Source organism: Salmonella sp. 32020114201800008SM, assembly GCF_017572025.1.
Lineage (GTDB): Bacteria > Pseudomonadota > Gammaproteobacteria > Enterobacterales > Enterobacteriaceae > Salmonella > Salmonella enterica.
In genome coordinates this window covers 25507-51347 of record NZ_JAGEQM010000007.1, presented here as the reverse complement: position 1 = coordinate 51347, position 25841 = coordinate 25507, and the positions used below count along the sequence as shown (strand labels likewise).

The 25841-nt window shown below is 56.1% G+C and carries 13 protein-coding genes, 1 other RNA gene and 1 pseudogene; 9 read left to right on the top strand and 6 right to left on the bottom strand.

Going from position 1 to position 25841, the window contains the following annotated elements:
• Positions 1-5: 5 nt before the first annotated feature.
• Positions 6-1085 (bottom strand): hypothetical protein, encoded by a 1080-nt coding sequence (locus J4613_RS18060; protein WP_080215056.1) that lies wholly within the window; start codon positions 1083-1085, stop codon positions 6-8.
• Here J4613_RS18060 and fin point away from each other — a divergent pair.
• The 9 genes and pseudogenes from fin (at position 1055) to J4613_RS18015 (ending at position 8569) form a co-directional block, all read left to right on the top strand.
• On the top strand, positions 1055-1612 hold the full coding sequence (gene fin, locus J4613_RS18055; protein WP_001165555.1) for a serine-type DNA invertase Fin: 558 nt from the start codon (positions 1055-1057) through the stop codon (positions 1610-1612). The genes J4613_RS18060 and fin overlap by 31 nt on opposite strands.
• Before the next feature lie 102 nt (positions 1613-1714).
• Positions 1715-2887: pseudogene (locus tag J4613_RS18050) on the top strand (phage tail sheath protein).
• A gap of 9 nt (positions 2888-2896) precedes the next feature.
• Positions 2897-3412 (top strand): phage major tail tube protein, encoded by a 516-nt coding sequence (locus tag J4613_RS18045; RefSeq protein ID WP_001207652.1) that lies wholly within the window; start codon positions 2897-2899, stop codon positions 3410-3412.
• A gap of 54 nt (positions 3413-3466) precedes the next feature.
• A complete protein-coding gene (locus tag J4613_RS18040; protein ID WP_001280962.1) occupies positions 3467-3769 on the top strand; it encodes a phage tail assembly protein in 303 nt (100 codons plus the stop codon).
• A gap of 14 nt (positions 3770-3783) precedes the next feature.
• Complete coding sequence (locus J4613_RS18035; RefSeq protein ID WP_000763316.1) at positions 3784-3903, top strand: GpE family phage tail protein; 120 nt, start codon at positions 3784-3786, stop codon at positions 3901-3903.
• A complete protein-coding gene (locus J4613_RS18030) occupies positions 3896-6703 on the top strand; it encodes a phage tail tape measure protein (protein ID WP_208293663.1) in 2808 nt (935 codons plus the stop codon). Before J4613_RS18035 ends, J4613_RS18030 begins: the two co-directional genes overlap by 8 nt.
• Complete coding sequence (locus J4613_RS18025) at positions 6700-7185, top strand: phage tail protein (RefSeq protein ID WP_000980409.1); 486 nt, start codon at positions 6700-6702, stop codon at positions 7183-7185. The genes J4613_RS18030 and J4613_RS18025 overlap by 4 nt, the downstream gene beginning before the upstream one ends.
• A complete protein-coding gene (locus tag J4613_RS18020) occupies positions 7182-8282 on the top strand; it encodes a phage late control D family protein (protein ID WP_079849161.1) in 1101 nt (366 codons plus the stop codon). Before J4613_RS18025 ends, J4613_RS18020 begins: the two co-directional genes overlap by 4 nt.
• Positions 8283-8350: 68 nt before the next feature.
• Positions 8351-8569: an ogr/Delta-like zinc finger family protein gene (locus J4613_RS18015; RefSeq protein ID WP_000980498.1), complete on the top strand. Its 219-nt coding sequence runs from the start codon at positions 8351-8353 to the stop codon at positions 8567-8569.
• A 116-nt stretch (positions 8570-8685) separates the two neighbouring features.
• Here the strand turns inward: J4613_RS18015 and ssrA are convergent.
• From ssrA to bapA, 5 genes are all read right to left on the bottom strand, one after another.
• Positions 8686-9048, bottom strand: a transfer-messenger RNA (tmRNA) gene (gene ssrA / locus J4613_RS18010).
• A gap of 71 nt (positions 9049-9119) precedes the next feature.
• On the bottom strand, positions 9120-10283 hold the full coding sequence (locus J4613_RS18005) for an HlyD family type I secretion periplasmic adaptor subunit (protein ID WP_010989057.1): 1164 nt from the start codon (positions 10281-10283) through the stop codon (positions 9120-9122).
• 7 nt (positions 10284-10290) lie between these two features.
• Complete coding sequence (locus tag J4613_RS18000) at positions 10291-12471, bottom strand: type I secretion system permease/ATPase (protein WP_111742259.1); 2181 nt, start codon at positions 12469-12471, stop codon at positions 10291-10293.
• On the bottom strand, positions 12468-13877 hold the full coding sequence (locus tag J4613_RS17995; RefSeq protein ID WP_000533874.1) for a TolC family outer membrane protein: 1410 nt from the start codon (positions 13875-13877) through the stop codon (positions 12468-12470). The genes J4613_RS18000 and J4613_RS17995 overlap by 4 nt, the downstream gene beginning before the upstream one ends.
• A gap of 64 nt (positions 13878-13941) precedes the next feature.
• On the bottom strand, positions 13942-25416 hold the full coding sequence (gene bapA, locus J4613_RS17990; RefSeq protein WP_111742260.1) for a biofilm-associated protein BapA: 11475 nt from the start codon (positions 25414-25416) through the stop codon (positions 13942-13944).
• Positions 25417-25841: the final 425 nt, after the last annotated feature.

Sequence of the window (25841 nt, the reverse complement as noted above, 5' to 3'; positions counted from 1 at the left end):
GATACTTATCTCCCGATCGCAAACCAGGCTACAGGATAGCCATTTACGACATTTCCGTCTGTTGATGCTTTAGTCGCGGCAAAAAACTGGCTTTTACTCACCGGGTATCCAAACGCATTATCCACTGAACCTCCCTGCTGATTAGTGTTGGTGACAAATACAGCAAAGCAGGATGTCGGAAACTCTCGCGGGAAATTGTAGGTTCCGTTTGAGCTACCAAGTGTCCCCCATTGCATTATAAACCCGGTGCTTTCGTCACGAACCCAGCCATAATCACCGAGGCTGGCAGTATTTTTACGGTTGTAATTATTAATAAGGAAGTCATTCAGCCAGCCACCCCACACATCACCATATAAATTACCATCAGGACCAACACGGCTTTTACCGCTCAATAAAATTTCTGTAGCTGTAATCCTGCCCGGCGCGCGAAATTCTCCGGTTGCAACATCAAATACCCATATTTTATCGTTAACATCAAAGTCTGTTTTCGCGTGAATTGCAATTTGTGGGAAATTAGTATTCCCACTAGTTAATATTCCGAAAGAGGCGGCTACAGGATAGCCAGACTCCAGTGAGACCTTTCCTTTCAGAAGCGGGAAAAAATTATTATCATTATTCTGACGGTGAACCATTGGTACACTAAACGGTGCTTCACTGCTTAACTGACCAGAAAATCCCCCCGCCCCCTCCGGCCAGTTATTATCAACAAGAGCCTGAAAATTTTTAGTCAGCATCTTTTTACTGTGCTGCAATTCATTTTCATTAAAATATCCTGCCAGCACGTTGTTAGCCATAAATGCCAGATTACCGTCGCCGTTCCCTTTGAGCCCGGTATCGTTATCACCGATAGCGATGGAACTACCGCCCAGTGTGTTATTAGTATTCACGCCGAAGGAAGATGTCTGTGGCAGGGTTAACTTCCCGTTCATCTCATCGCCGGTTTTCTGGACTGCACCAGCAGCTTGCTTTGCTGTTTCTCCCAAACCGAGGTTTATGAAAATGCAGAAAACGGTCGTAAATGGCATGATCCCAGCCTTTTGCGAGGGGGCCTGTTGTGCAAATTGGCTATGTACGGGTGTCAACAAATGACCAGAACACCGATTTACAGCGAAACGCGCTGAATTGCGCAGGATGTGAACTGATTTTTGAAGACAAAATAAGCGGGACCAAAGCAGAAAGACCAGGGTTAAAAAAATTACTCAGGACGTTATCAGAAGGGGACACGCTGGTTGTATGGAAGCTCGATCGTCTGGGGCGCAGTATGCGTCATCTGGTCGTTCTGGTAGAGGAGCTGCGCGAACGGGGCATTAATTTTCGCAGCCTGACGGATGCTATTGATACCAGCACGCCGATGGGGCGTTTTTTCTTTCATGTGATGGGCGCACTCGCTGAAATGGAGAGAGAATTAATTGTGGAAAGAACCCGCGCCGGACTTGCCGCTGCGAGGGCGCAAGGGCGAGTCGGTGGCAGGCGTCCAAAGCTCACTCCGGAGCAATGGGAGCAGGCCGGACGGTTGCTTGCCGCCGGTGAAACTCGTCATCGTGTTGGATTGCTTTTTGATGTTAGCATTTCCACTCTTTACAAGAAATTCCCTGTAAATCAGTCGCGTTGAAAGTGGCGATATTGTACCAGCACTGACACATCGTGAAATACGTGCGCCGCACGCCTGGCAACCAGAACATAAGGTATCCCTGTCAACCGGAGAGACTGCCTTATGGCTCAGGATTACCACCACGGGGTGCGCGTTGTTGAAATCAACGAGGGCACCCGACCTATTACCACGGTGAGCACTGCCATCGTGGGCATGGTCTGCACCGGCGATGATGCTGATGCATCCGTGTTCCCCCTCAATAAGCCGGTCCTGCTGACTGATGTGCTCACCGCCAGCGGTAAAGCGGGGGAGTCCGGCACGCTGGCCCGCTAGCTGGACGCGATTGCAGATCAGGCAAAACCCGTGACTGTCGTTGTGCGTGTGGCGCAGGGCGAAACCGAAGCGGAAACCACCTCCAATATTATCGGCGGCGTAACTTCCGACGGTAAGAAAACGGGCATGAAAGCGCTACTGTCGGCGCAGTCGCAGCTCGGTGTCAAGCCGCGCATTCTTGGGGTGCCAGGACATGACACTCAGGCCGTTGCTACTGAACTGCTGGGCGTGGCGCAAAGCTTGCGCGGGTTTGCCTACCTTGCTGCTAATGGCTGCAAAACGGTGGAGGAAGCTATTGCCTATCGCGAGAATTTCAGTCAGCGCGAGGGAATGCTGATCTGGCCTGACTTCATCAACTTTGACACCGTGCTGAAAGCAGACGCGACGGCTTACGCCTCCGCCCGTGCGCTCGGCCTGCGTGCCAAAATCGACGAGCAGATCGGCTGGCATAAAACCCTGTCCAATGTGGGTGTGAACGGTGTCACCGGCATTTCCGCTGATGTGTTCTGGGATCTGCAGGACCCGGCAACCGATGCGGGACTGCTGAACAAAAATGACGTCACCACATTGATCCGCAAAGACGGCTTCCGCTTCTGGGGTTCCCGTTGTCTCAGTGACGATCCGCTGTTTGCCTTTGAGAACTACACCCGCACGGCGCAGGTGCTGGCTGACACTATGGCGGAGGCGCACATGTGGGCGGTGGATGGCGTGCTTAATCCGTCGCTGGCCCGCGACATTATTGAAGGACTACGCGCCAAGATGCGCAGTCTGGTCAACCAGGGATACCTGATTGGTGGTGACTGCTGGCTGGATGAGTCTGTTAACGATAAAGACACCCTTAAAGCCGGGAAACTGACCATCGATTATGACTACACGCCGGTGCCTCCGCTTGAAAACCTGATGCTGCGCCAGCGCATCACCGATCGTTACCTGGTCGATTTTGCCAGCCGTGTCGCTGCATAAGGGGGAATCATGGCTTTACCACGCAAGTTAAAACACCTGAACCTGTTCAACGACGGGAACAACTGGCAGGGGATCGTTGAGTCTCTGACCCTGCCGAAATTTACCCGCAAGTTTGAGAAGTATCGCGGCGGCGGTATGCCGGGCGCAGTGGATGTGGACATGGGGTTGGATGACGGTGCACTGGACACGGAATTTTCAATCGGCGGTACCGAGCTGCTGTTATTCAAGCAGATGGGCAAGGCAACCGTTGACGGCATCCAGCTGCGTTTCACCGGTTCCATTCAGCGTGACGATACCGGCGAAGTGCAGGCCGTTGAGCTGGTTGTGCGCGGGCGCCATAAAGAAGTGGATTCCGGCGAGTGGAAAACCGGCGAGAGCAGCAGCACCAAAGTCAGCAGTACCAACAGCTACGCGAAGCTGACCATTAATGGTGAGGTGCTCTATGAGGTCGATCTGGTCAACATGGTAGAAATCGTTGGCGGCGTGGACCTGATGGAAGCACACCGTAATGCCCTCGGCCTCTGATTAACCTTAACGGCGCGGGCAGCCGCGCCAGTATTTCATTAACAGGATACGAACATGAGCGACAAGCTGACTGAAAAGACCGTAAAACTGGATACTCCCATCATGCGCGGTAAAGCTGAAATTACCGAAATTGTGCTGCGCAAGCCTCAGTCCGGCGCACTGCGTGGCACCCGTCTGCAGGCCATTATGGATATGGACGTGGGCGCAATGATGACTGTGATCCCACGAATCTCCACCCCGACGCTGACCGCGCAGGAAATGGCAGAGCTGGACCCCGCCGATCTCACCGCGCTGTCGGTAGAGGTGGTGACTTTTTTGTTGAAGAAGTCGGTGCTTGCCGGTTTACCGACAGCCTGACGATTGATGATCTTGTGGCGGACATCGCCACCATCTTTCACTGGTCGCCATCCATCACTGACGTTATGCCGCTGACTGAGGTGCTGGCGTGGCGGCATAAGGCAATTCAGCGAAGCGGGGCCAGCGATGAGTGACAATAACCTGCGTCTGCAGGTGATTCTTAATGCGGTTGACAAGCTCACCCGCCCATTTCGATCCGCGCAGGCCAGCTCAAAAGAGCTGGCTACAGCGATTCAGCAAAGCCGCGCCCGTTTAAAAGAATTAGATGCTAAGGCGGGCCGCATTGACGGTTTCCGCAAGGCCAGCGCGCAGCTGGCAGTCACCGGTAACAGCCTGAAAGCCGCACGCGAAGAAGCTGCAAAACTTGCCACGCAATTCTCTGCCACCAACCGCCCGACGGCGGCGCAGGCACGGTTGCTTGAGCAGGCAAAAAACCGCGTTACGGAGTTACAGAGCAAATATAACGGTCTACGTCAGTCGGTGCAGCGCCAGCGTCTTGCGCTCAATGAAGCCGGGCTGGACACGAAAAAGCTCAGTAGTGCGCAGCGGGAACTGCGGCAGAATGCCGACGAAACCCGGCAGGCCCTGGACCGGCAGCAGAAATCCCTTAAAAGCTTGGGCGAACAGCAAGCGCGAATGAACGCCGTCCGCGATCAGTATTCGCGCCGTCTTGAGGTGCGGGATCGCATCGCCGGGGCAGGGGCTACCACTACGGCTGCGGGGGTGGCAATGGGCGCACCTGTTGTGGCGGCAGTTAAGAGCTACGCCAGCATGGAAGATGCCATGAAAGGTGTGGCAAAGCAGGTAAACGGGCTGCGGGACGATAATGGCAACCGCACAAAACAGTTTTATGACATGCAGGATGCTATCAAGGCCGCCAGCGAACAGCTACCGATGGAGAACGGCGCTATAGACTATGCCGCGCTGGTTGAAGGTGGTGCTCGCATGGGGGTGACCAATCAGGACGATCCTTACGAAGAGCAGAAACGTGACCTGCTGGCTTTTGCATCCACGGCGGCAAAAGCGGCAACGGCCTTTGAGCTGCCCGCAGATGAACTGGCAGAAGGGCTGGGGAAAATCGCGCAGCTCTATAAAGTTCCGACGCGCAATATTGAACAACTGGGCGATGCGCTGAACTACCTGGACGATAACGCCATGTCAAAGGGTAGGGACATTATCAACGTCCTGCAGCGTATGGGGGGCGTGGCTGACCGCCTTGACTTCCGAAAGGCCGCGGCGCTGGGTTCAACATTCCTTTCTCTTGGGGCTGCCCCGGAAATCGCCGCCAGCGCCTCTAATGCCATGGTGCGTGAACTGTCCATTGCCACCATGCAAAGTAAACGATTTTTTGAAGGCATGAATCTGTTGCAACTCAATCCAGCGGAGATTGAAAAGCAGATGACCACCGATGCCATGGGCACAATTCAGCGGGTTCTGGAGAAGGTCAACAATCTGCCGCAGGATAAACGCCTGTCAGCCATGACAATGATTTTTGGCAAAGAGTTTGGCGATGATGCGGCAAAGCTGGCTAACAACCTGCCGGAGCTGCAGCGCCAGCTGAAACTCACATCAGGTAGTGGTGCTAATGGCTCCATGCAGAAAGAATCCGACATTAACAAGGATTCATTGTCTGCGCAGTGGTTGCTGGTTAAGACGGGCGCGCAGAACGCTTTCAGCAGCCTGGGGGAAACGCTGCGCCAGCCGCTGATGGATATTATGGGCATGGTTAAGCGCGTGACCGGGGCGTTGCATCGCTGGGTTGAGCAGAATCCCGTGCTGGCTGGCACGCTGATGAAAGTGGCGGCAGCTACGGCAGCCATTACTGTTGGGTTGGGGGCGCTGGCAGTGGCGGTGGCTGCTGTGCTGGGACCGCTGGCGGTTATCCGGTTTGGCCTGTCCATGCTGTCAGTTAAAGCGTTACCTTCTGCAGCCGCCGCTGCCACACGTACAGGTAGCGTGCTGCGTCTGTTGATCTCTGGTCCGCTGGCTTTGCTGCGCGTGGCATTATTTGCTGTTGGTAGCCTGCTGGGTGCGCTGCTCAGTCCTGTAGGGCTGGTTGTGGCTGCACTGGCAGGCGTGGCGCTGGTTATCTGGAAATACTGGCAGCCCATTAGTGCATTTCTGGGGGGCGTGGTGGAAGGGTTCAGATCCGCTGCTGCGCCCATCAGCGCCGCCTTTGAGCCGCTCAGACCCGTGTTTCAGTGGATTGGTGACAGGGTGCAGGCCTTGTGGGGCTGGTTCAATGATTTACTTACCCCGGTTAAATCCACTGCCGAAGAACTGAACAGCGCAGCTGCAATGGGGCGTCGGTTTGGTGAGGCGCTGGCGGAAGGTCTGAATATGGTGATGCACCCACTTGAGTCACTTAAATCCGGTGTGTCATGGCTGCTGGAAAAGCTCGGTATTGTTAGTAAGGAGGCGGCAAAGGCGAAACTACCTGCGCAGGTTACGCAGCAGCAGTCCGCCACAGTGAACAGTGACGGCAAAGTGGTGCTGCCGCCAGGCGGGTTCCCGGCTTACGCGGGGATGTACGACACGGGCGGGATCATTCCACGCGGGCAGTTTGGCATTGTCGGAGAAAATGGCCCTGAAATTGTGAACGGACCGGCAAATGTTACCAGCAGGCGGCGTACTGCTGCGCTGGCCTCTGTTGTTGCTGGCGTGATGGGGGTAGCTGCGACACCTGCAGAAGCGGCTCCGCTTCATCCGTTCAGTTTGCCTGCGAGGGCATACCAGCCCCCGCTTGCTAAGGCAGATAGCCCGCCGCCGGTTATTCGTTATGAGATAAATGCGCCCATTCATATTGTCGCTCAGCCTGGGCAGAACGCGCAGGATATTGCCCGTGAAGTGGCACGCCAGCTTGACGAACGGGAGCGTCGGGCCAGGGCAAAAGCACGCAGCAATTTCAGCGATCAGGGGGGGTATGAATCATGATGATGGTACTGGGTTTATATGTATTTATGCTGCGCACTGTCCCTTATCAGGAACTGCAGTATCAGCGCAGCTGGCGACACGCCGCCAACAGCCGGGTAAACCGCCGTCCGTCAACGCAGTTTCTTGGCCCGGATAACGATTCACTGACACTGTCCGGGGTTCTGCTGCCGGAAGTGACCGGCGGCAGACTGTCATTACTGGCGCTTGAACAAATGGCTGAACTGGGCAAGGCATGGCCTTTGATTGAAGGCAGTGGAACCATTTACGGCATGTTTGTTATTGAGAGTCTGAGCCAGACAAAGACGGAGTTTTTTGCCAGCGGAATGCCCAGGCGCATTGAGTTTACGATCACCCTCAAACGGGTTGATGAGTCGCTCTCTGACATGTTCGGGAGTCTGAGTGACCAGCTCAGCAACCTGCAGGATTCTGCAGCCTCTGCGATTGGAGGTATCAAAAACACGGTTGGAGGATTGCTGCAGTGAACGTTAATTCTGATCTCCTGAATCTGAACAGCAAAAGCCCGGCTTTCAGTATCACCATCGAAGGCAAAGACGTGACGACGGTGATGGATACCCGCCTGATGAGTCTGACACTGACGGATAACCGGGGCTTTGAAGCGGACCAGCTTGATCTGGAGCTGGACGACGCCGACGGGCTGATCGCCCTGCCGCGACGTGGGGCTGTGATTCAGCTGGCGCTGGGCTGGAAAGGCCAGCCGCTTTTCCCTAAAGGGGCTTTTACCGTAGATGAAATTGAACACAGCGGTGCCCCTGACCGGCTGACCATCAGGGCGCGTAGCGCAGATTTCCGTGAAACCCTCAATACACGGCGCGAAAAATCATGGCATCAGACAACGGTGGGGGAGGTGGTAAAGGAAATCGCCGCCCGGCATAACCTCAAAGTGGCGCTGGGTAAAGACCTGACGGATAAGGCGCTGGATCATATGGACCAGACCAATGAAAGCGATGCAAGTTTTCTGATGAAACTGGCGAGACAGTATGGGGCGATTGCTTCCGTTAAAGACGGGAACCTGCTGTTTATCCGGCAGGGACAGGGAAGAACGGCAAGCGGCAAGCAGCTGCCGGTTATCACCATCACGCGCAAAGCCGGTGACGGTCATCGGTTCACCCTTGCTGATCGTGGTGCCTATACCGGTGTTATTGCCAGCTGGTTGCATACGCGTGAACCCAGGAAAAAAGAGACAACCCGTGTTAAGCGTCGCCGAAAGAAAACCACCACACCCAAAGAGCCGGAAGCAAAACAGGGAGATTATCTGGTGGGAACGGATGAAAACGTGTTGGTTCTTAATCGTACCTACGCCAACCGGAGCAATGCAGAGCGCGCAGCAAAAATGCAGTGGGAACGTCTGCAGCGCGGGGTTGCTTCATTTTCCCTGCAGCTCGCTGAGGGGCGGGCTGATCTCTATACGGAAATGCCGGTGAAGGTGACGGGATTTAAGCAGCCGATTGATGATGCAGAATGGACCATTACCACCCTGACGCATTCTGTCAGCCCGGATAATGGATTTACGACCAGCATGGAGCTTGAAGTAAAGATTGATGGTCTTGAAATCGAATAATTGGTTCTCAATATTGAATAATGATGTATCATTATTGCGATTACGGCAAAAGTGGTGGGATAACAGCAATGATGAACTGTCCAGAGTGCGGTCATGCAGCACATACCAGAAGCAGCTTTCAGGTATCAGCTACGACAAAAGAACGTTACAACCAGTGCCAAAATATAAATTGTGGCTGTACGTTCGTTACTCATGAAACGTTTGTACGGCACATTATAAAACCGAATCTAATTTCTTCTGCGCCACCACATCCGGGAAAAGGTGGTCAAGGCCACATGAGTTTCTGAACAGAACCCGCTTTAATGGCGGGTTTTTTGTTGCCGCCAGTCCGACACTCTGTCGCCATTTTGCCGCCACTACCAAAGAAAAAGGGCTACGTTTTCACGTAACCCCTTGTTTTATTTGGTGGAGCTGGCGGGAGTTGAACCCGCGTCCGAAATTCCTACATCCTCGGTACTACATGCTTAGTCAGTCTTTACATTCGCCTGGCACCTGCGGACGGACACGCCACTACCAGACTAGCCTGATTCGTTTTAACGCTTCAACCCCAGGCAGGGCATCCGCGCGATCTCTTTTGGGTTTGACCTCTCTTGATCCCCGTCCTAAGAGCGGAGGCTAGGGAGAGAGGGCTCTAAGCAGGTTATTAAGCTGCTAAAGCGTAGGTTTCGTCGTTTGCGACTATTTTTTTGCGGCTTTTTACGAGGCCAACCGCCCCTCGGCATGCACCTTGGGTTTCGCAAATCCCGTCGAATCCAGAATCAGCCCCAATGTGTAAGGTAAGTATAACAGACTTGTGACACGCGTGACCAGCCCCCGTATCTTCTTATCTTTAACGATTTACCGTTCGCGTAGCGCTTCTTTCGCGCGATTAAACGGTTTGATTAAATAGTCGACAATGGTTTTTTCACCGGTTTTGATATCCACCGTGGCGATCATGCCTGGAACAATCGAAAAACGGCGTCCTGATTTATTTTGTAGATAGTCCTGGTGGGTGCGGATAAACACGCGATAGTAGAAAATTTCCGGTTTCACTTTATCCTGAATGGTGTCCGGTGAAATGGTCTCCACCACGCCGTCAAGCCCGCCGTAAATGGCGTAATCGTAAGCAGTAATTTTAACCAATGCGCGTTGGCCGGGATGAATAAAGGCGATATCACGCGGCGAAAGGCGGGTTTCAATCAGCAGACGATCGTCTACCGGCACTATCTCCATCATCTCGCCGTTAGGCGGGATCACGCCGCCAATCGTCGTGACCTGGATATTTTTAACAATGCCGCGTACCGGCGAACGCACGGTAAGGCGGGTGACGGAATCCTCGCGTCCTTTTAAAATGGCGGAGAGCATATCGACCTCAGCGTTCGCTTTCGATAACGCTTCGCGTGCCTGCACATAATATTGTGAGCGCAGATCGGTAATTTTTAAGCCTAAATCGCTTTTTTGTCGTTGCAGGCGCAGCACTTCAACATGACTGGCCGCGCCGCTTTTCTCCAGACGCTGGGTAATGGCCAGCTCTTTATTAACCGACGCCAGCGCATCCCGTAGCTCGGCTTCGGTATCGGCCAGCTGCGCGCGGCGGCTTTTATAGAGACGCGTCTCTGCGGCAATCAGATCCGGCCAGCCGTTCAGCTCAGCGGGGAAGGCGAGAGGTAAGTCGTTGACTTCCGCGGTTAACCGTGCGCTGGAGGCGAGTGAAGCGCGATATTTTGCCGCACTTTCACCCACATTGGACGCCAGACGCGTCGGATCAAGCCGGGCGACAATCTGGTTAGCCTGAACTCTGTCGCCTTCCCGCACCGTCAACTGCGCCAGAATGCCGCCATCCAGCGACTGCAGAACCTGTTCGCGTGAACTGGGGATCACTTTCCCGTTGCCGGTGGAAACCTCATCCAGTCGGCCAAACCACGCCCAGATGCCGAGAATGAGAAATAACAGTGAGCAGATCAGAACAATACGACCCGCGCCGGAAAACGCCCGTTCACGCTGAATATCGGGATCGTCCATCGCGGCATCATGCTGATTGATTTTCATTTTTCCACTCCCGACGGTGACTTTGCATCCGATCCGCGTTAAGCGCCTGCGCTTTTGGCGCATCCATCACCAGTTGTCCTTCTTTCAGGACAACGACACGCTCAACCAGCTCCAGTATTGGTACCCGGTGCGTCGCAACGACCAGGGTACGATTGCCAAGCCACTGATTTAACCGCTGAATAAACTCTCGTTCCGTATGCTCGTCCAGCGAGGCGCTGGGTTCGTCAAGTAGCACAATATTGGGGGAGCGCAGCAGCATTCTCGCCAGCAACAGGGACTGACGCTGCCCACCGGACAGGCCGTTACCGCCCTCCATAATGGGATGATCCAACCCTTTTGCCAGCCGCCTGACGAAGACGGCGCCGCCGCTGACTTCGAGCGCGTCAAAAATCTGTTCATCGTTGGCGTGCGGCGCGCCGAGCGTCAAGTTCTCTCGTAGGGTGCCGAAGAAAAGCCGCGCGTTCTGGCTAAGAAAGCCGATGTTGCGGCGTAAATCCGCCATATCGATGTGCGACAAGCTGAGATTATCAAGCCGGGCATCTCCCTGAATCATCTCCAGGCCGCCCGCCATCGCCTGTAAAAGTGTGGATTTACCCGCGCCGTTACGCCCCAGTATCGCAATCCGCTCGCCTGGCATGATCTCCAGACGTACGAGGCGCAGCGGTATGCGTTGATCGTCGTTATGGTAACGAAACTGAGCGTTTTCAAATAGGTAATGCCCGTGGAGGATGTCGCGGTGTATCAGGCTATCGTCATGCTGTGTCTCAGTGGGCAGTTGCATAATGTTGTCGAGACCCATCTTCGCCGCTTTCACCTGCTGCCAGCGCGCCAGCACGCCGCACAGGTTAGCCATTGGCGCGATCATCCGCGAGCCGAGCATCGACGCGGCGACCACGGCGCCGGTAGTCATACTGCCTTCAATGACCATCGGCGCGCCGAACATAATCACTGCGGCATACACCAGACTTTGTACCGACATCCCCCAACTGATAAGCCCTTGCGTGAGTTTGCGGGTGCGTAGGCCCGACTCGCCGGTAATACGGATATAGCTATTCCACTGCTGAAGAAAGCGGTTCTCCGCCTGCATCAGTTTAATATCCTCCAGCCCCTGAACGCTTTCGACCAAGACTGCATTGCGTAGCGTCGCTTCGTGGGCGGCCTGGTTGGCGAGGACAGCCAGTTTTTTTTGCAGTGCGACGCCCGGCAGGATCATCAGCAGAGCCGCCACGGGCGCTATCCATGCCAGCGGTGGGGCAATAATCGCCAGGACTATCATAAACAGGAAAAAGAAAGGCAGATCGACAATGGTCGCCAGCGTTGAAGAGGTAATCATCTCGCGGATCTGCTCCAGTTCGCGTAACTGCGAGATAAAACTGCCGGTGGAACGGGGGATAGCGCTGTTGCGCAGCCTTAACGCATGACCGAATACCCGATCGGAAATGCGCATATCGGCGCGTTTACCGAGCACGTCCATAATGTGCGTACGCGCTTCACGCAGCAGAAAACTGAACAGCACCGCTACCAGCACGCCGAAGGAGAGCACGTACAGGGTAGGATATGACTGAGCGGGGATCACCCGATCGTAAACCTGCATAGAGAACACAATCCCGGCCAGCGACAGCACGTTAATCAGAAAGGCGGCGACCATTACCGGTAAATAAGGGCGAATATCCTGCAGAACCAGCTCGCGCATCCAGTCAGGTTTAAAGCGGGAGATATAGCGGTCGACGCGGCTATCCTTGAGCGCCGATAGCGGGCGTAGCGCGGCAACATAGAGGATCTCCGGCAATAACTCGCTGAGCGTCAGGCGGTTACGCTGACCCTCTTCTTCAATCACAAAAACGTCTACCGCATCTTCGCCATTAACATGTTCGATAACCAATAACAGCCCGTCCCGGAGCTCGACAACCAACGGCAATCGCCACTGACTAAATGCCGTTTTGTCTATGTCCGGCGCATGAAAGGATAAACCCGCCTGCCGCGCGAGCTGCGTTAAGGCGGTCGTTCTGCTTTTACCCCTAAACCACGGGGCGTTGGCCTGAATTGAACCGGGAGAACAGGCAACGCGATAATGACCGGCGACATAGCTGATGGCCTGCGCCCATTGGCTTAGCGCGCGCTCACTGAGTACCTCTTCTACATCGGGGGCGGCGCGGGTCATGGCTGGATCTCCACGGATTGAATGCTGCGATGATTTAACGCGAACGCCTGACGAAGCGCGCCGGTGTTATACAGACAGTTCAGTTGCAACTGATGCAACTGGCTTTCCGTTTGCAGTTCGGCAAAACGCGCCTGGTAAACTTCCTGCTCCGCATTAAGCACGTCGAGCAGCGGGCGGGAACCGAGGTCAAGGTATTGCTGCTGATACAGTTCGCGCGTGCGTTCGCTAAGCTGCTGTTGCCGACGAAGGATTTGTAACGCGCTGGCAAGACTCATTGCCTGGCTGCGCGCCTCCATCAGTTTCTGGCGGACATCAAGCCGGGTGCGCTGAATGGTCGACTGAGCCGCGTCTACCGCATGGCTGGCGGCGTTGCGTCGGGCAGTCAGCCCTCCGCCCTGATAAAGCGGCATCTCAACTTTTACCCAGGTGGAATACTGGGTTTTATCCAGCACTTCATGACTGGGATATTTATCATTAAGATAATGTTGTACAGAAGGTTCGAGCGAAATCGTCGGCGTCATTTGCGCGCTGGCATAGTCCAGATTCGCCCGCGCAACGTTGGCCTGCGCCCAGGCGGCCAGTACCGCGGGCACCAGTCGATCGTCGGGAGTCGCCGTCTCACAGCTGCGAGCAAGTTTCGCTGGGAAGTCATTATTGATGCCGTTAAGCGAATTCCAGCCCAGCCAGCTCATCAGTGAGGCTTTCGCACTGTCGAGATTGGCCTGATACTGCGCCAGTTGCGAGCGGGCGGATTCGATTCTGGCTTCGGTTTGCACTACGTCAGATAGCGACGTGGCGCCTTCATCGCTGCGCTGCCGGATAAGTTTACCGATGCCGTCCAGCGCGGTGAGCTGTTCTTCCGCTGCTTCTACCATTTGCTGCCAGCTCTGCGTTTGTACAATGGCGTTGGCGGTTTCATGCGCGACGGTATCAATACTGAGCAACACGTTGGCCTGTTGCTGTGCTGCGCCTGCGGTTTCGGCGCGAACCTGGCTTGCCACTTTGCCGAAGTCATAAAGCATTTGCGATACCGACAGCACCAGCGAGGGGCTATACCCGTGATCGGTGTAGGTATTGCTGTACCCATTGTTCACGCCAGCACTGACTTGCGGATAATATTTCGATTTGGCGACCTCTATTTGTTCATTCTGTGCGAGCAGTTTGCCGACGGCTTCGCGAATAGAAGGATGCCAGTTAACGGCGCGATTGACCGCGTCATTGAGCGTCAGGTTGCCCGGCGCGGCGGCGCTGAGCGGCAACTCAGCGGCGGAGCCATCCAGCGAAGGAAGCATCTGGTCCGTTGCTAATCCTTCGGATGTGATAATTGGCAGCGATTCTGCGCCCCGGGGCTGGTGATGAAACAAAGCAAATGCCAGTACGATGGCGACAGGTGCGACTCTTCCCATAGTTTATCCCTTTTAAATATCACCGCTTGTTGCCCCGAACGTCGTGGCGTTCGGGGCTTTTTTATCAACCGCCGGTTATCAGGTGGTTGTTCTGCAACAGATCATTTAGCGTGAGCTGCACATTCTCCAGAGTGACAAGGTCAGTTGATTTAAACGCGCTGCCGGCGCCGTCGCGATCGACGGATATCACCGTATTGGCGTCGCTGGTATGAACCTGAACAAAGTTACCCAGCGTCGCCGCCTGGTGATCCCAGCCGGTCAGCAGTTCGTGGATATCGATCTTGTCGCCCTGCGCGGTGGAGAAGTTTTGCCAGCGATCGGCGCCGTTGCCGCCGGTCGCGTCCGCGCCGTTTAACAGGTGGTAAATCAGCGTATCGCCATAGGCGGAGCCGATGAGAACATCGTTTTGGTTGGTACTGACGATTTGCGGCGCCATATCAATGGTCAATGTGGCGCTATCCGTATGACCCATCTTGTCATCCAGTTGATAGGTAAAGACCTCTTTACTGGTGATGGACGACATCGCGACGCCATTATTCAGGGTGTAGGTGTAAGCGCCATCAAGGTTAATTTGCAATGTGCCGTAATGTCCCTGAATCGTGGCGCTGGTGGTATTCGCCGCGGCGTCCAGCGTGGCGGCGCTGCCGTTATACCCGCTAATGCTCAGGCGGGTATTCACCGTATTAAGCTGATCCATCGCCCCCGCCGCGTCGCTGCCGTCAAAAATATTGCCGAGAACGGTATGCGTTCCGGACGTTTCAAAATTATCCAGATCGACGGTGGTGCCGATGACGCGTGGCGTGATCGTCGCCGCCCCGGCCAGGGTATTGGTGCCGGTAAAGTTAAGCGTGTACGTTCCGGCATCCAGCTCCAGGCCGCTCAGGTTGACGGTCACCGTCGCGCTGCCCAGCGTGATATTCGCCACCGGAACGGTTCCGTTGCGTATGACGGTCCCGTTCTCCTGAATGGCCCAGCTAATATTCAGATTGCCCAGCGTAATGAGCGTGGAGACATCAAAGACCAGTGACGCGCCTTTAAGTACGGTGCCCGTTGCAACGTCAAAGGTGCCGCTCCCGCTGCCCGATTTGCCGAGTAGCCCCCAACTGGCGCTGCCGACGCTGGAGTCCAGCCAGGCAGCGGTATCCTGAAGCGTGGCGACGCTGAGGGTATCGCTGACATCATTAATCGCATCCAGCGCCCTGGCGGTTGGCGTGATATTGAGCGAGGCCGTATCGGTATCGCCGTTTGGCGCTTTGACCGTATAGATAAAGCTGTCCGGCGTTTTAATGCTGTCGGCGCCGACGCCGTTCTTCAGCGTGTAGGTATAGTTGCCTCTTGCGTCAATGATGAGCGAGCCATACAGCCCGTTTACCTCCGTTGTGCCGGTCGCCGCAATCGCCACGCCGTTTACTTCAGTGAGGAGGGCGTCCGTAGGGACGACATCATTGGTCAGTACGTTGCCGGTGGTGTTGGCGGTGATACTGTCAACGGCATAGGTGTGGTCCTGGGAAATCGCCAACGTATAGCCAGTGAGGACGCTAATGCCGCTGGCGGTATTCAGCACGAACAGGTATTCGCCGCCAGGCAACGTCAGGGTCAGCGGCTGGGACTGTCCGGCTAACAGCAGGGTGTTAATCCAGCCCTTTTCCACCCGGAACTGCTCATATTGCTGAATGGCATCGTTGAAGCGATAAACGTACAGATCGAACGTGGAAACCAGTGAGACGCCGCCGACGGTTCCCTGTAACGTCATGGTTCGCGTAGCGCCTTCTTCAACGTTAAAGATGATCGGATTAGTCATATCATCAAGCAGATTCGCGTTCAGTACATTACCAAGTCCGACGCTTAATACCGTGACGCCGCTTTGTGTCGAGGGACCGTTGTTGACGTAGCTAACGTGAGTATCAAAGACCAGCGAGGCGTTATTGTCTGTCGCTATCACGCTGCCCGGTACAGGCGCGGGACCCAAATTAATAACCAGTTGCGCGGCGCTGCTACCGACGCCATTCTGGGTGATGGTGTAGGTGAAGCTCTCTTTATGTCCGTATCCCGCCGTGGGCTTAGTCAGCGTGTAGGTGTAACTGCCATCCTGATTAATGTGCAGCGTGCCGTATTGCCCCAGGATATCCACGCCGCCCGCGCCGACCGGCGTACTGACGCCGTTGGCGTTGGTGATGGCGGTGACCGTGGTGCCCGTCGGCGCGGTATCATCAGCCATGACGTTGCCGGTACTGATGGTTGGCCCGCTAATAATACCTGCGCTGGTCTGGTGTACATCGACATCCAGGCTGGTATATGACCCGGTGGCGAGCAGACTGGTGTTATAAGTGAGTACCCGGTACTGGCCTTCGCCCAGTCCGTTCAGGTTCAGGGTAACGCCGCTCCCGGTCAGGGTAAGCAAATTCGCGAAGTCGCCAACGGCGGTGTTGACGATCGTCGTCCAGGCGCCGAGGCTGGTGTCATAGCGCTGTACCACTATCTCCTGAGTGCTGAGCAGCGAAAGCACGATTCCCGTTGCGGCGGCATCGATGGTGACGTCGCCCGTACCACCTTCAGCAATGGTGAACTCAACCTGAGCGGTATCGTTACCCAAAACCGAGGCGACATTGCCAAGCGCGCCAACCAGCAGCAGGCCGTAATCCGAATAGTTTTGCGTACTGGTGACGGCGGTAGAGGTCAGATCAAGACTGGTGATGTTATCCCTTGCCGCCAGCGGCAGAACCGGCGCAGTAATGCCTAACGCGCCGGAGGCGTTACCCGCAGCGTCAGTGGCCGTCACGTTAATGAGTTGACCTTCAATTTGTTTTGTCGGCAAGGTGAGAGACCATGCGCCGTTGCTGCCGGCGGTGGTGGTGAGCGTCACACCGCCCGCCAGCGTGACGGTTACGGTGCTGTTTGCCTCTGCCTGCCCGGAAAGTGAACCGCCATCGGCGCTGAGCGTACCTGACGGCGTACCGGGCGCCAGCGTATCGACAATCACCGTCGCGGCGGTGGAGACGCTGCCTGTACCGTTGGCGTTAGTCGCGGTGGCGGTGAAGGCGTGGCTGCCTTCGGTCAAATTGCCTGTCGGGGTAAAGCTCCAGTTTCCGCTGGCGTTCGCCGTGGTGGTGCCGAGCAGCGCCCCGTTGTTATAAATGCTCACCGTGGCGCCCGCCTGAGCGGTACCATTCAATGTGGGTTGGGCGTCATTAGTGACCTGACCGTTGGCGATAGCGCCGGTATAAATACCCACATCATCCACTACGTTGGTGATGATCGGCGCTTCCGGCACGCGCGTATCGGGCGCGGTAAATCCGGCGGCAATGCCAGTGTTGCCTGCTTTATCCTGGGCAAATGCCAGTAGCGGCTGACCATTGGTCTGCGCGGGCGTGAGTGTGGCGGTGAAGCTGCCTGTACCGTCGGCGGTGGCGGTTCCCAGTACCACACCAGTCTCAGAGGTAATCGTCACTGTACTGCCTGCTTCCGCGGTGCCCGTCATCCGATTACCGGTAGTATTGATGACCAGGTTGCCGGGCGCGCCGGGCGCAATGGTATCCACGATAATCGTTGTCGATGGCGAAGCGGCGCTAACGTTGCCAGCCGCATCGGCGGCGCTAACGCTATAGGCGTGACTTCCCTGGCCGAGCGCGGCGGTTGGCGTCCAGCTCCAGTTGCCGCTGGCATTGGCGTTCACGGTCGCGACCAGCGCGCCATTATCGAAGATACTTACCGCGCTGTTGGCTTCCGCGGTACCGTTGAGCGTCGGCTGTGTGTCATTGGTCGATTGTCCATTGCCAATGGCGCCGGTATTGTTCGGGACATCATCAACGATGCTGGTTATAAGCGGAACCGTTGGCGCAAGGGTATCGACCACGATAGTAAAACCGCTGGTGGCCGGGCTAACGTTGCCTGCCGGGTCGGTGGCGGTCACTGTTAATGTGCGCGTGCCGTCGTTTAACCCTGTCGTCGGCGTGAAGCTCCACGCGCCGCTCGCGTTAGCCGAGGTGACGCCAAGCAGAGTGTCGCCATCATAGATACTGACCACGCTGCCCGCTTCGGCAGTGCCGTTCAGCGTGGGGCGGTTATCATTGGTTATCTGACCATTAGCGAGATTTCCTGTGACCCCGCCCGCGACGTCATCCACCACGGACGTCAGGATTGGCGTTTGCGGCGCGGTGGTATCGACCGTCAGGGTGAAAGCCGTACTGTTCGGGCTGCTGTTTCCTGCGGCATCGGTGGCGACGGCGGTGATGACGTGCGTTCCGCTTGCCAGCGTTGAGGTGGAGACGCTCCACGCGCCGTCAGGCTGAGCCGTTGTCGTGCCAATGACCGTACCATTTTCATAGAGCGTGATCGTGGCGCCGGCTTCTGCGGTGCCGCTGAAGGTTGGCGTAGGATCGTTGGTATTTTGGCCGTTCGCGATCGTGCCGAGGCCTGGCGCCTGATCGTCACTGACTGATGTGATTACCGGCGTCAGCGGCGGCGTAGTATCGACGACGAAATTAACGCTGTCCGAAACGGGGCTGGCGTTGCCTGCGGCATCAACGGCAATGACGGTAATTACATGGTTGCCCGTCGCCAGCGAGGCGTCGGGCGTGTAGCGCCAGCTACTGCTATTGTCGGCGGGAATTTCAGCCAGCAGCGTGCCGTTATCGTAGAGACGAATAGTTGTGTTGGCTTCACGGGTGCCGCTAATGACAGGGCGCGCCTCGTCTGTGATCTGTCCTGAACTCAGATTGCCGGTAATGGGGCCCGTACCGTCGTAGACCGTATCAATAACAGGCGCGGCGGGAGCCGTGGTATCAATAGTAAACGAGCGTATTTCGGACGCGGCGCTGGTATTGCCTGCCGCATCGGTTGCTGTCGCCGTCAGGTTCCAGACGCCCGCGCCCAGCGAGGTAGACGGTGTAAAGCTCCAGCTACCGTTGGCCTGAACTTGCGCCGTGCCGACCAGCGCGCTGCCATTATAAATCGAGATGGTTGTACCCGCCTCACCGGTACCCGAGAGTGTTGGTCGGGTTTCGTTCGTCGAGCCGCCGTTGGGGACGATGCCCGTTACCGGCGCCGTATTATCTGCCACGCTGGCGATAACCGGCGCGGCGGGCGGTGTGGCGTCAATCGTCAGCACAAATCCGCTGGACACCGCGCTGCTATTACCCGCCGGATCGGTGGCGCTAAGGGTGAACGTGTGGCTACCGTTTGCAAGCGGCGTCTGCGGCGTGAAACTCCACGTGCCGTCGCTATTCACCGTCGTGGTACCGATGGACGCGGGATTACCGTCAAGATAGACATTAATCGTCGCGCCTGCCTCTCCGCGCCCGTTCAGGGTGGGCGTCGCATCGTTCGTTAGCTGCCCGCTAACCAGGTTGCCGGTAATACCGGGCTGGTCATCCACAACGGAGGTGAGAACCGGGATCGCCGGAGGCGTAATATCGACCACGATCGTCCACGGCGCGGAGACCGCGCTGGTATTGCCCGCCGGATCGGTAGCGCTAACCGTCAGATTATGGCTTCCCTCTGACAAATTGCGGGGCACCGGGAAGGTCCAGCTACCGTTTTCGCCTACCTGAGCCGTGCCAAGCGGCGTACCGTTATCAAAAATGGTGATTGTCGCGCCAGGTTCGCCAGTTCCGTTCAGTATTGGCTGCCGATCGTCGGTGGATTGCCCCGGTAACACCGGAACGGTCGGTTGATTGTTATCGTCAATCACGGAGGTGATAAACGGCACATCTGGCGCCTGCGCATCAATGTTCAGCGTAAAACCGTCCGAAGGCTGGCCGCTATTTCCGGCGGGATCGGTCGCTACGGCGGTAAAGATGTGCGCGTTGCTCTCCAGCGGCGCGTTCGGGGTGAAGCGCCAGTTGCCGCTTTGATCTACCGTGGCGGAACCGATTTCTACGCCGTTATCCAGAATGCGGATCGTGGCGCCTGCTTCTCCCGTTCCGTTGAGCGTCGGGCGTGAATCATTGGTGAGCGCGCCGTTATCCAGCGTACCGGTCATGCCGGGGACATCATCCGTTGCGCTGGTAATAACCGGTTGCGCCGGCGCGCTAAGATCGACAGTGATCCCGACCGGTGCGGACAGGCCGCCCGGGCCATTCGCATTGGTTGCCTGGACGGTGAAGTAATGTGTACTTTCGCTTAATGGCGTCGCGATCTCAAAGATCCAGTTCCCGCTGGCGTCAACGGTGGCAAAGCCTGCCGAATCGCCATCAATGAAAACTTCAACGGTAGAGCCGATATCCGTGGTGCCGCGCAGCGTCGGCATGGTGTCGTCCGTGGCGCCGCCCGCCGCAATATTCCCCTGTATGCTCCCGACATCATCTTCAATCGCCGTGATGGCCGGGACGGCGGGCAGACCGCTGTCGGAAGCAGGAAAATTCGTAGCCGGGCCGTTATTCCCCGCGCGATCGATAGCAATTGCCGTCAGCGTACCGCCATCGGTTTGCGCCGGACTGAGCGTAACGACGAATTCACCGGTGCCATTAGCGACAGCGCTGCCGACCAGGGTGCCATCGGCATGGTGAATTTCAACGGTAGCGTAAGGATCGGCAAGTCCGGCGACGCGCGTGCCATCGTCGTCCACCGTCTGGATCGTTGGCGCGGGCGGGGCAGTGATATCCACGGTAATAGTGATCGGCTGGGTTTGCGCCGTGGTATTTCCAGCATCGTCAGTCGCGCTGAAGGTTAGCGCATGGCTGGCTTCTGATAATTCGGGCGTATTGAATGTCCAGACCCCGTCGGTGACGAGCGCCGTCCCGATTGCCACGCCATTGTCGTAAATCGTGACGGTGCTGCCGTTTTCGCCGCTGCCGTTAATAGTCAGCGTCCGATCGTTAGTAAAGGCGCCATCGGTTAATGGCCCGGTCACTGGTGCAACATCGTCGAGGATCTCATTGACGACGGGCGGCTGCAACGGAACGGTGTCGACGGTGAAGGTAAAGCTGTTCGATACGCCGCTGCTGTTTCCGGCTGCATCGGCGGCAATGGCGGTCAGGGTGTAGACGCCATCCGGCAACGCGCTGGTCACCGGCAGCGTCCAGGTGCCGGTCTCATCGACGGTGACTACGCCTAAAACGCTGCTGCCGTTATAGAGCGTAATAATGCTGCCGATGTCGCCAGTGCCGTGAATGACCGGTGTATTGTCGTCAGTGGTTGCGCCGCTGACAATAGTATCCTGGACTTCGCCGACGTTATCTTCGGCAAAAGTGATAACTGGATTGGCGGGCGCAGTGGTGTCTAGCGTAAAAGTGACTGAGGCGGAAGGTGGACTGATATTGCCCGCTATATCGGTTTCCGTGACGGTAATGGTATAGGTTTCTGGCGTCAGTGCCGCAGGCGTAAAGTTCCAGCTACCGTTATCGCCTACCGTTGTGCGACCAATTTCACTGTCATTATTGTAGAGAATTATCGTGCTGCCGATCTCTCCCGTGCCGCTGAAGGTCGGCGTGGTATCGTTCGTTGCGCCATTATTGCCGATGTTGCCAATAACCGGCGCGACGTTATCGCTGATTAGCGGCGCGTCAGGCTGCGCTGGAGGCTGGGTATCAAGGGTAACGGAGAACACGCCGGAGGTCGGGCTACTATTGCCTGCGGCATCCGTGGCGGTGGCCGTCAGGATGTTTAACCCTTCGCTCAGATTACGGGTTAGCGGATAGGTCCAGCTACCCTGTGGATTGACCTGGACGGTAGCCAGTTCTACGCCGTTATTGTACAGGGTGATGATGGCGCCGGGTTCGCCGGTGCCGCTGAGGGTCGGCATACGCTGATTGGTAATACTGCCGTTTGCCAGTAGCACCTCGCCTTCTCCGCTGGTGATGGCGGCTGACACGATCTGCGGCGCATCCGGCGCCTGGGTATCGATGCGTAGGGTAAAGCTGATGGATTCGGGACTTTCGTTCCCCGCCGGATCGTTGGCGCGAGCGGTCAGAAGGTGGTCGCCGTCGCCCAGCGCGGCAGGCGGCGTAAACTGCCAGCGCCCGTCCGTGCCGACCAGCGCCTGACCTATGGCATTGCCGTTATCGTAAAGGATGATTGTGTCGCCTGCGGTGCCGCTACCGCTCAACCGGGGCTGGGATTCCTGGGTAATCTGATTGGTATCAATCGTATTTCCGTCGCCGTCAGTTACGCCGATAACGCCGGGGGCGGCAGGGGCCTGGGTATCAATGGTAATCGTAAAATCGGTCGAAAAAGGCGTGGTGTTGCCGTTACTGTCGCTGGCCGTCACGGTAAAGGTGTAGGTGTCGTCCGCCAGTGGCGAGGCCGTGGTGTAAGCGTAGCTCCAGACGCCGGAATTACCGACGATAATATCTGCTATCCGGGCGCCATTCTGATACAGGTGTACTGTGGAACCCGGTTCACCTGTACCATTAATCGTTGGCGTGCTGTCGTTAGTGAGCCCCAGATGCGCGACGCTACCGAGAATACCCGGCGCATCATCTGTAATGAAGGTGATTACCGGTTGCTGCGGCGATTGCGTATCGACCACCAGGTCGAATGACGCGGCCGGACTGGCATTGCCTTTAGCGTCGGTTGCGATTACGGTCAGTCGATGCGCGCCTTCACCTAAATTTTGCGACGGCGTAAACGTCCAGGCGCCGTTGGGCTGTAGCGTGGCGAGTCCCAGCGAAACGCCGTTATCAAAAATTTCGACACGCGCGCCGGCCTCCGCCGTACCGCTAAGGGTGGGGCGGTTGTCATTGGTGGTTTGTCCGTTAACCAGCGGCCCGGTGAAGCTTTCAACATCGTCCAGCACCTGAGTGATAATGGGCTTATCCGGGGCGGTGATATCGGGCGCTTGCGCTGTAGTTGGCGGGCTGACGTTGTTGGCGCTGTCGGTGGCGGTGACGGTAACCTGTTCGCCGTTGGTCTGTGCGGGGACGAGGGGAAGGGTAAAATGACCTTCGCCATCTGCTTTGCCGCTGCCAAGCGGCGTGCCGTCCGGCGTGGCGATCGTGATGGCGCTACCCGGTTCGGCGGTGCCGCTGATACTGGCGCCATCCTCACTAATTACCACGTTTTTCGGCATTTCCGGCGCGGTACTGTCCGGTGCGATAACCGTCGCGGCGGCGCTTTCGTTTTTCGCGACATCGGTGGCGGTAGCGATAAGCGCCTGGCCGTTAGTCTGCGCCGTATTCAGCGGAACGATAAATTGTCCGTTGCCGTTAGCGACGGCGCTGCCAAGTACGGTGTTGCTACTGTCGCGGATAGTGACCGTTGCCCCGGCTTCCGCCTGACCGCTTACGGACAGACCGTCGGTCGCCACGATAAGACCGTTCGGTGCCGCAGGCGCAGTTTTATCCGGCGCGTTCAGCGTTTCTACCGGACCGCTATTCGCGGCTTTATCGGTAACGCTAATGCTTAATGTTTCGCCGTTAATTTTCGCCGGGCTAATACCTATTGAGAAGGTGCCGTCGTCGCCTGCCGTTCCACTCCCGAGCGTATTTCCCAGGCTATCTTTGATAACCACCGTACTGCCAGCTTCCGTAGTGCCGGTGAGTTTGTCGCCGACGTCGCTAACCGCCAGGCCTTCCAGCACCGGCGGCTGCGTGTCGATATCAATGGTAAAGGAGACGGACTGCCCGCTGGTGCCGCGATCGTTGGTCGCGGTAGCGGTAAAGACATGGTCGCCATCGGCAAGCGCCAGCGAGGGGGTAAAGCTCCATTTGCCGTCAGCGTCAGCGACAATGGGCGGAAAGGTCGGTACAGGAAAGCCATTATCGTTAATCGATATCGTACTGCCTGGTTCAGCAGTACCGCTGAGGGTTGGGCGGTTATCATCTGTGGCATCGCCATTTTTCAGCAGCCCGGTAACGGCGCCAGCGTCATCCGTCACGGTAAGGATAGTCGGCTGGGCAGGATACTGTGAGTCAGAAGCGGTAAACTCCGTGGCGGGGCCGATGTTACCGACGGCGTCCTGAATACGCGCTTCCAGACGCTCGCCGTGGGTCTGAGCCGGATTCAGCGTGATGCTGAAGTGGTTATTTTCTCCGGTAATCGTGGAGCCCAGGTAATTTCCCGCCGGGTCATAGATCGACACAGTACTGCCAGCTTCAGCGGTGCCGCTAACGGTTGTGCCGTCTTTCGCAACATTATCAATGATAGCGGCGTCAGGCGGTGTGGTGTCCACAATGATAGTAGGCGTTGTCGTCACGCGGCTCGTGTTTCCGGCTTTGTCGCTTTGTTCGACGGTAAAGGTATGTTCGCCATCGCTTAACGGCGTAGTCGGCGTAAAGGTCCAGCGTCCATTTTCGTCTACGGTAGCGCTGCCGATAACGGTTGAACCTTCTTTAATCGTGATGGTATTGCCTGCCTCTCCCTGCCCGGAAAATAGCGGTTTTGCCTCGTCAGTCCGGTCATTATTCTGTAGCGGCCCGGTGAGCAAACCGGTGTTATCGGCAATCAGTTCAACGCGTGGGGCATCGGGGCTGAGTGTGTCGATAGTCAGCGTAAAGCGGGCTGATTCGCTACTTTCGCCTTTAACGTTAGTCGCAATGGCGGTGAAATGATTTTCCCCATCCGCTAGCGCGCTGGTAATGGCAAAACGCCAGTTTCCGCTGGTATCAACCGTTGTTGAGCCTATTTCCTGACCATTGGCGTAAATATGGATGACTGTGCCTGCGCTGCCGGTGCCCTCCAGAGTGGGGGTACTGTCGTTCGTAAACTGATTATTGCTCAGCGTGCCGGTGAGGGGAGCGGCATCATCGATAGCGGCGGTGATAACCGGTGTATCGGGGAGAGGAATGTTGGGCGCATCAATGGTTGCGGATGGGCCGGTATTGCCGGCATCGTCAGTCGCGGTCACGGTAAGTTGTTCGCCGCTAATCTGTGGCGCTGTCAGATCAATACTAAATTTACCGTCGCTATCCGCTTTGCCCTCGCCAACGACGTTGCCTGAGGGATCTTTGATGGTAATGGTACTGCCCGCTTCGGCTTGCCCGCTTACCGTTTTTCCGTCCGCTGAAATCAATAATTCGCCGGGAGCGAGAGGCGGGGTAGTATCTACAGGATTACTGCTACCTGGAGTATTGCCGTTGGGGGTACTGCCGCCGGGATTGCTGTTATCAGGGGGATTACCGTCAGGATTGGTGTTATCGGGGGGCGGATTATCGCCATCCGAATGATGGTGGGAATCGCCGCCGCCGGAAGACGCGATAGCGGCAATGCCGCCAGCCGCCACCGCGCCAGCCAGTACCCACGGCCAAACGGCGCCGCCTGCTTCATGGGAAGCGCCGGAAGTGACCAGCAGTTCATTAATATCAGCGATTTGTTCAAAATGTAGCCCGGCTTGAGGATTTTCTACCCACCATAACGTGCCATCGTTTTCCGCCAGTACTAACTGGCTTGCGCCCAGATCGTTGGTAACGTAAAAGTTTTTAATCGTGATCGTTTCGCCGGAATGGAGCCTCACCACCAGATCCTGATTAATGCGCGTAAGTTGACTAATTTCCTCCCGGGCCACTGATAATTTAACAATTGACGGGGCGTTAAGAGTGACCGCTGAGGATTCCACAGTGGTGGAGACGCCAGTCAATTTCGAAACCACGGCGAGTAGACGCATAAATTAGCTCCTGATGGATTTGCTCTGTGTATTAATTAACGGGCACGACGTTCAGGGCAAAATGCGTAGACGAGCCTTCCCGTTCATCGTGAGAGATGAATTTCCGTAGCCATATTCTTTTTTATGAGCGTAGGTGGAGGTCTGGTTTTCTCGCCGAATAACCCTTTGTTTTTTGTGCCTGACTAGTGCTTTCGTATTAGATGATATAGTCAGAAAAAAATCTTTCTGCAAATTAAGATCTATTGATAAAGGTGTTAGTGCGTCTGAAATATAACGGAGTTTGTGTTAAGTAGAGGTAGAGTGGGCTAACAATGCATGATAATTTTTTATTTATCTTTATGTTTTATAATGAATTTTAATTTTTTTCTTCTTTTTCTCTTTTAACATAAAAACAATACTTTTTGTGAAGGTATTCAGCAATATTA

Bases quoted from the DNA above. Each gene is read 5' to 3' on its own strand.
- J4613_RS18045 (WP_001207652.1), top strand. From the start codon at position 2,897: ATGGCTTTACCACGCAAGTTAAAACACCTGAACCTGTTCAACGACGGG.
- J4613_RS18040 (WP_001280962.1), top strand. From the start codon at position 3,467: ATGAGCGACAAGCTGACTGAAAAGACCGTAAAACTGGATACTCCCATC.
- J4613_RS18030 (WP_208293663.1), top strand. From the start codon at position 3,896: ATGAGTGACAATAACCTGCGTCTGCAGGTGATTCTTAATGCGGTTGAC.
- J4613_RS18025 (WP_000980409.1), top strand. From the start codon at position 6,700: ATGATGATGGTACTGGGTTTATATGTATTTATGCTGCGCACTGTCCCT.
- J4613_RS18015 (WP_000980498.1), top strand. From the start codon at position 8,351: ATGATGAACTGTCCAGAGTGCGGTCATGCAGCACATACCAGAAGCAGC.
- J4613_RS18005 (WP_010989057.1), bottom strand. From the start codon at position 10,283: ATGGACGATCCCGATATTCAGCGTGAACGGGCGTTTTCCGGCGCGGGT.
- J4613_RS18000 (WP_111742259.1), bottom strand. From the start codon at position 12,471: ATGACCCGCGCCGCCCCCGATGTAGAAGAGGTACTCAGTGAGCGCGCG.
- J4613_RS17995 (WP_000533874.1), bottom strand. From the start codon at position 13,877: ATGGGAAGAGTCGCACCTGTCGCCATCGTACTGGCATTTGCTTTGTTT.
- bapA (WP_111742260.1), bottom strand. From the start codon at position 25,416: ATGCGTCTACTCGCCGTGGTTTCGAAATTGACTGGCGTCTCCACCACT.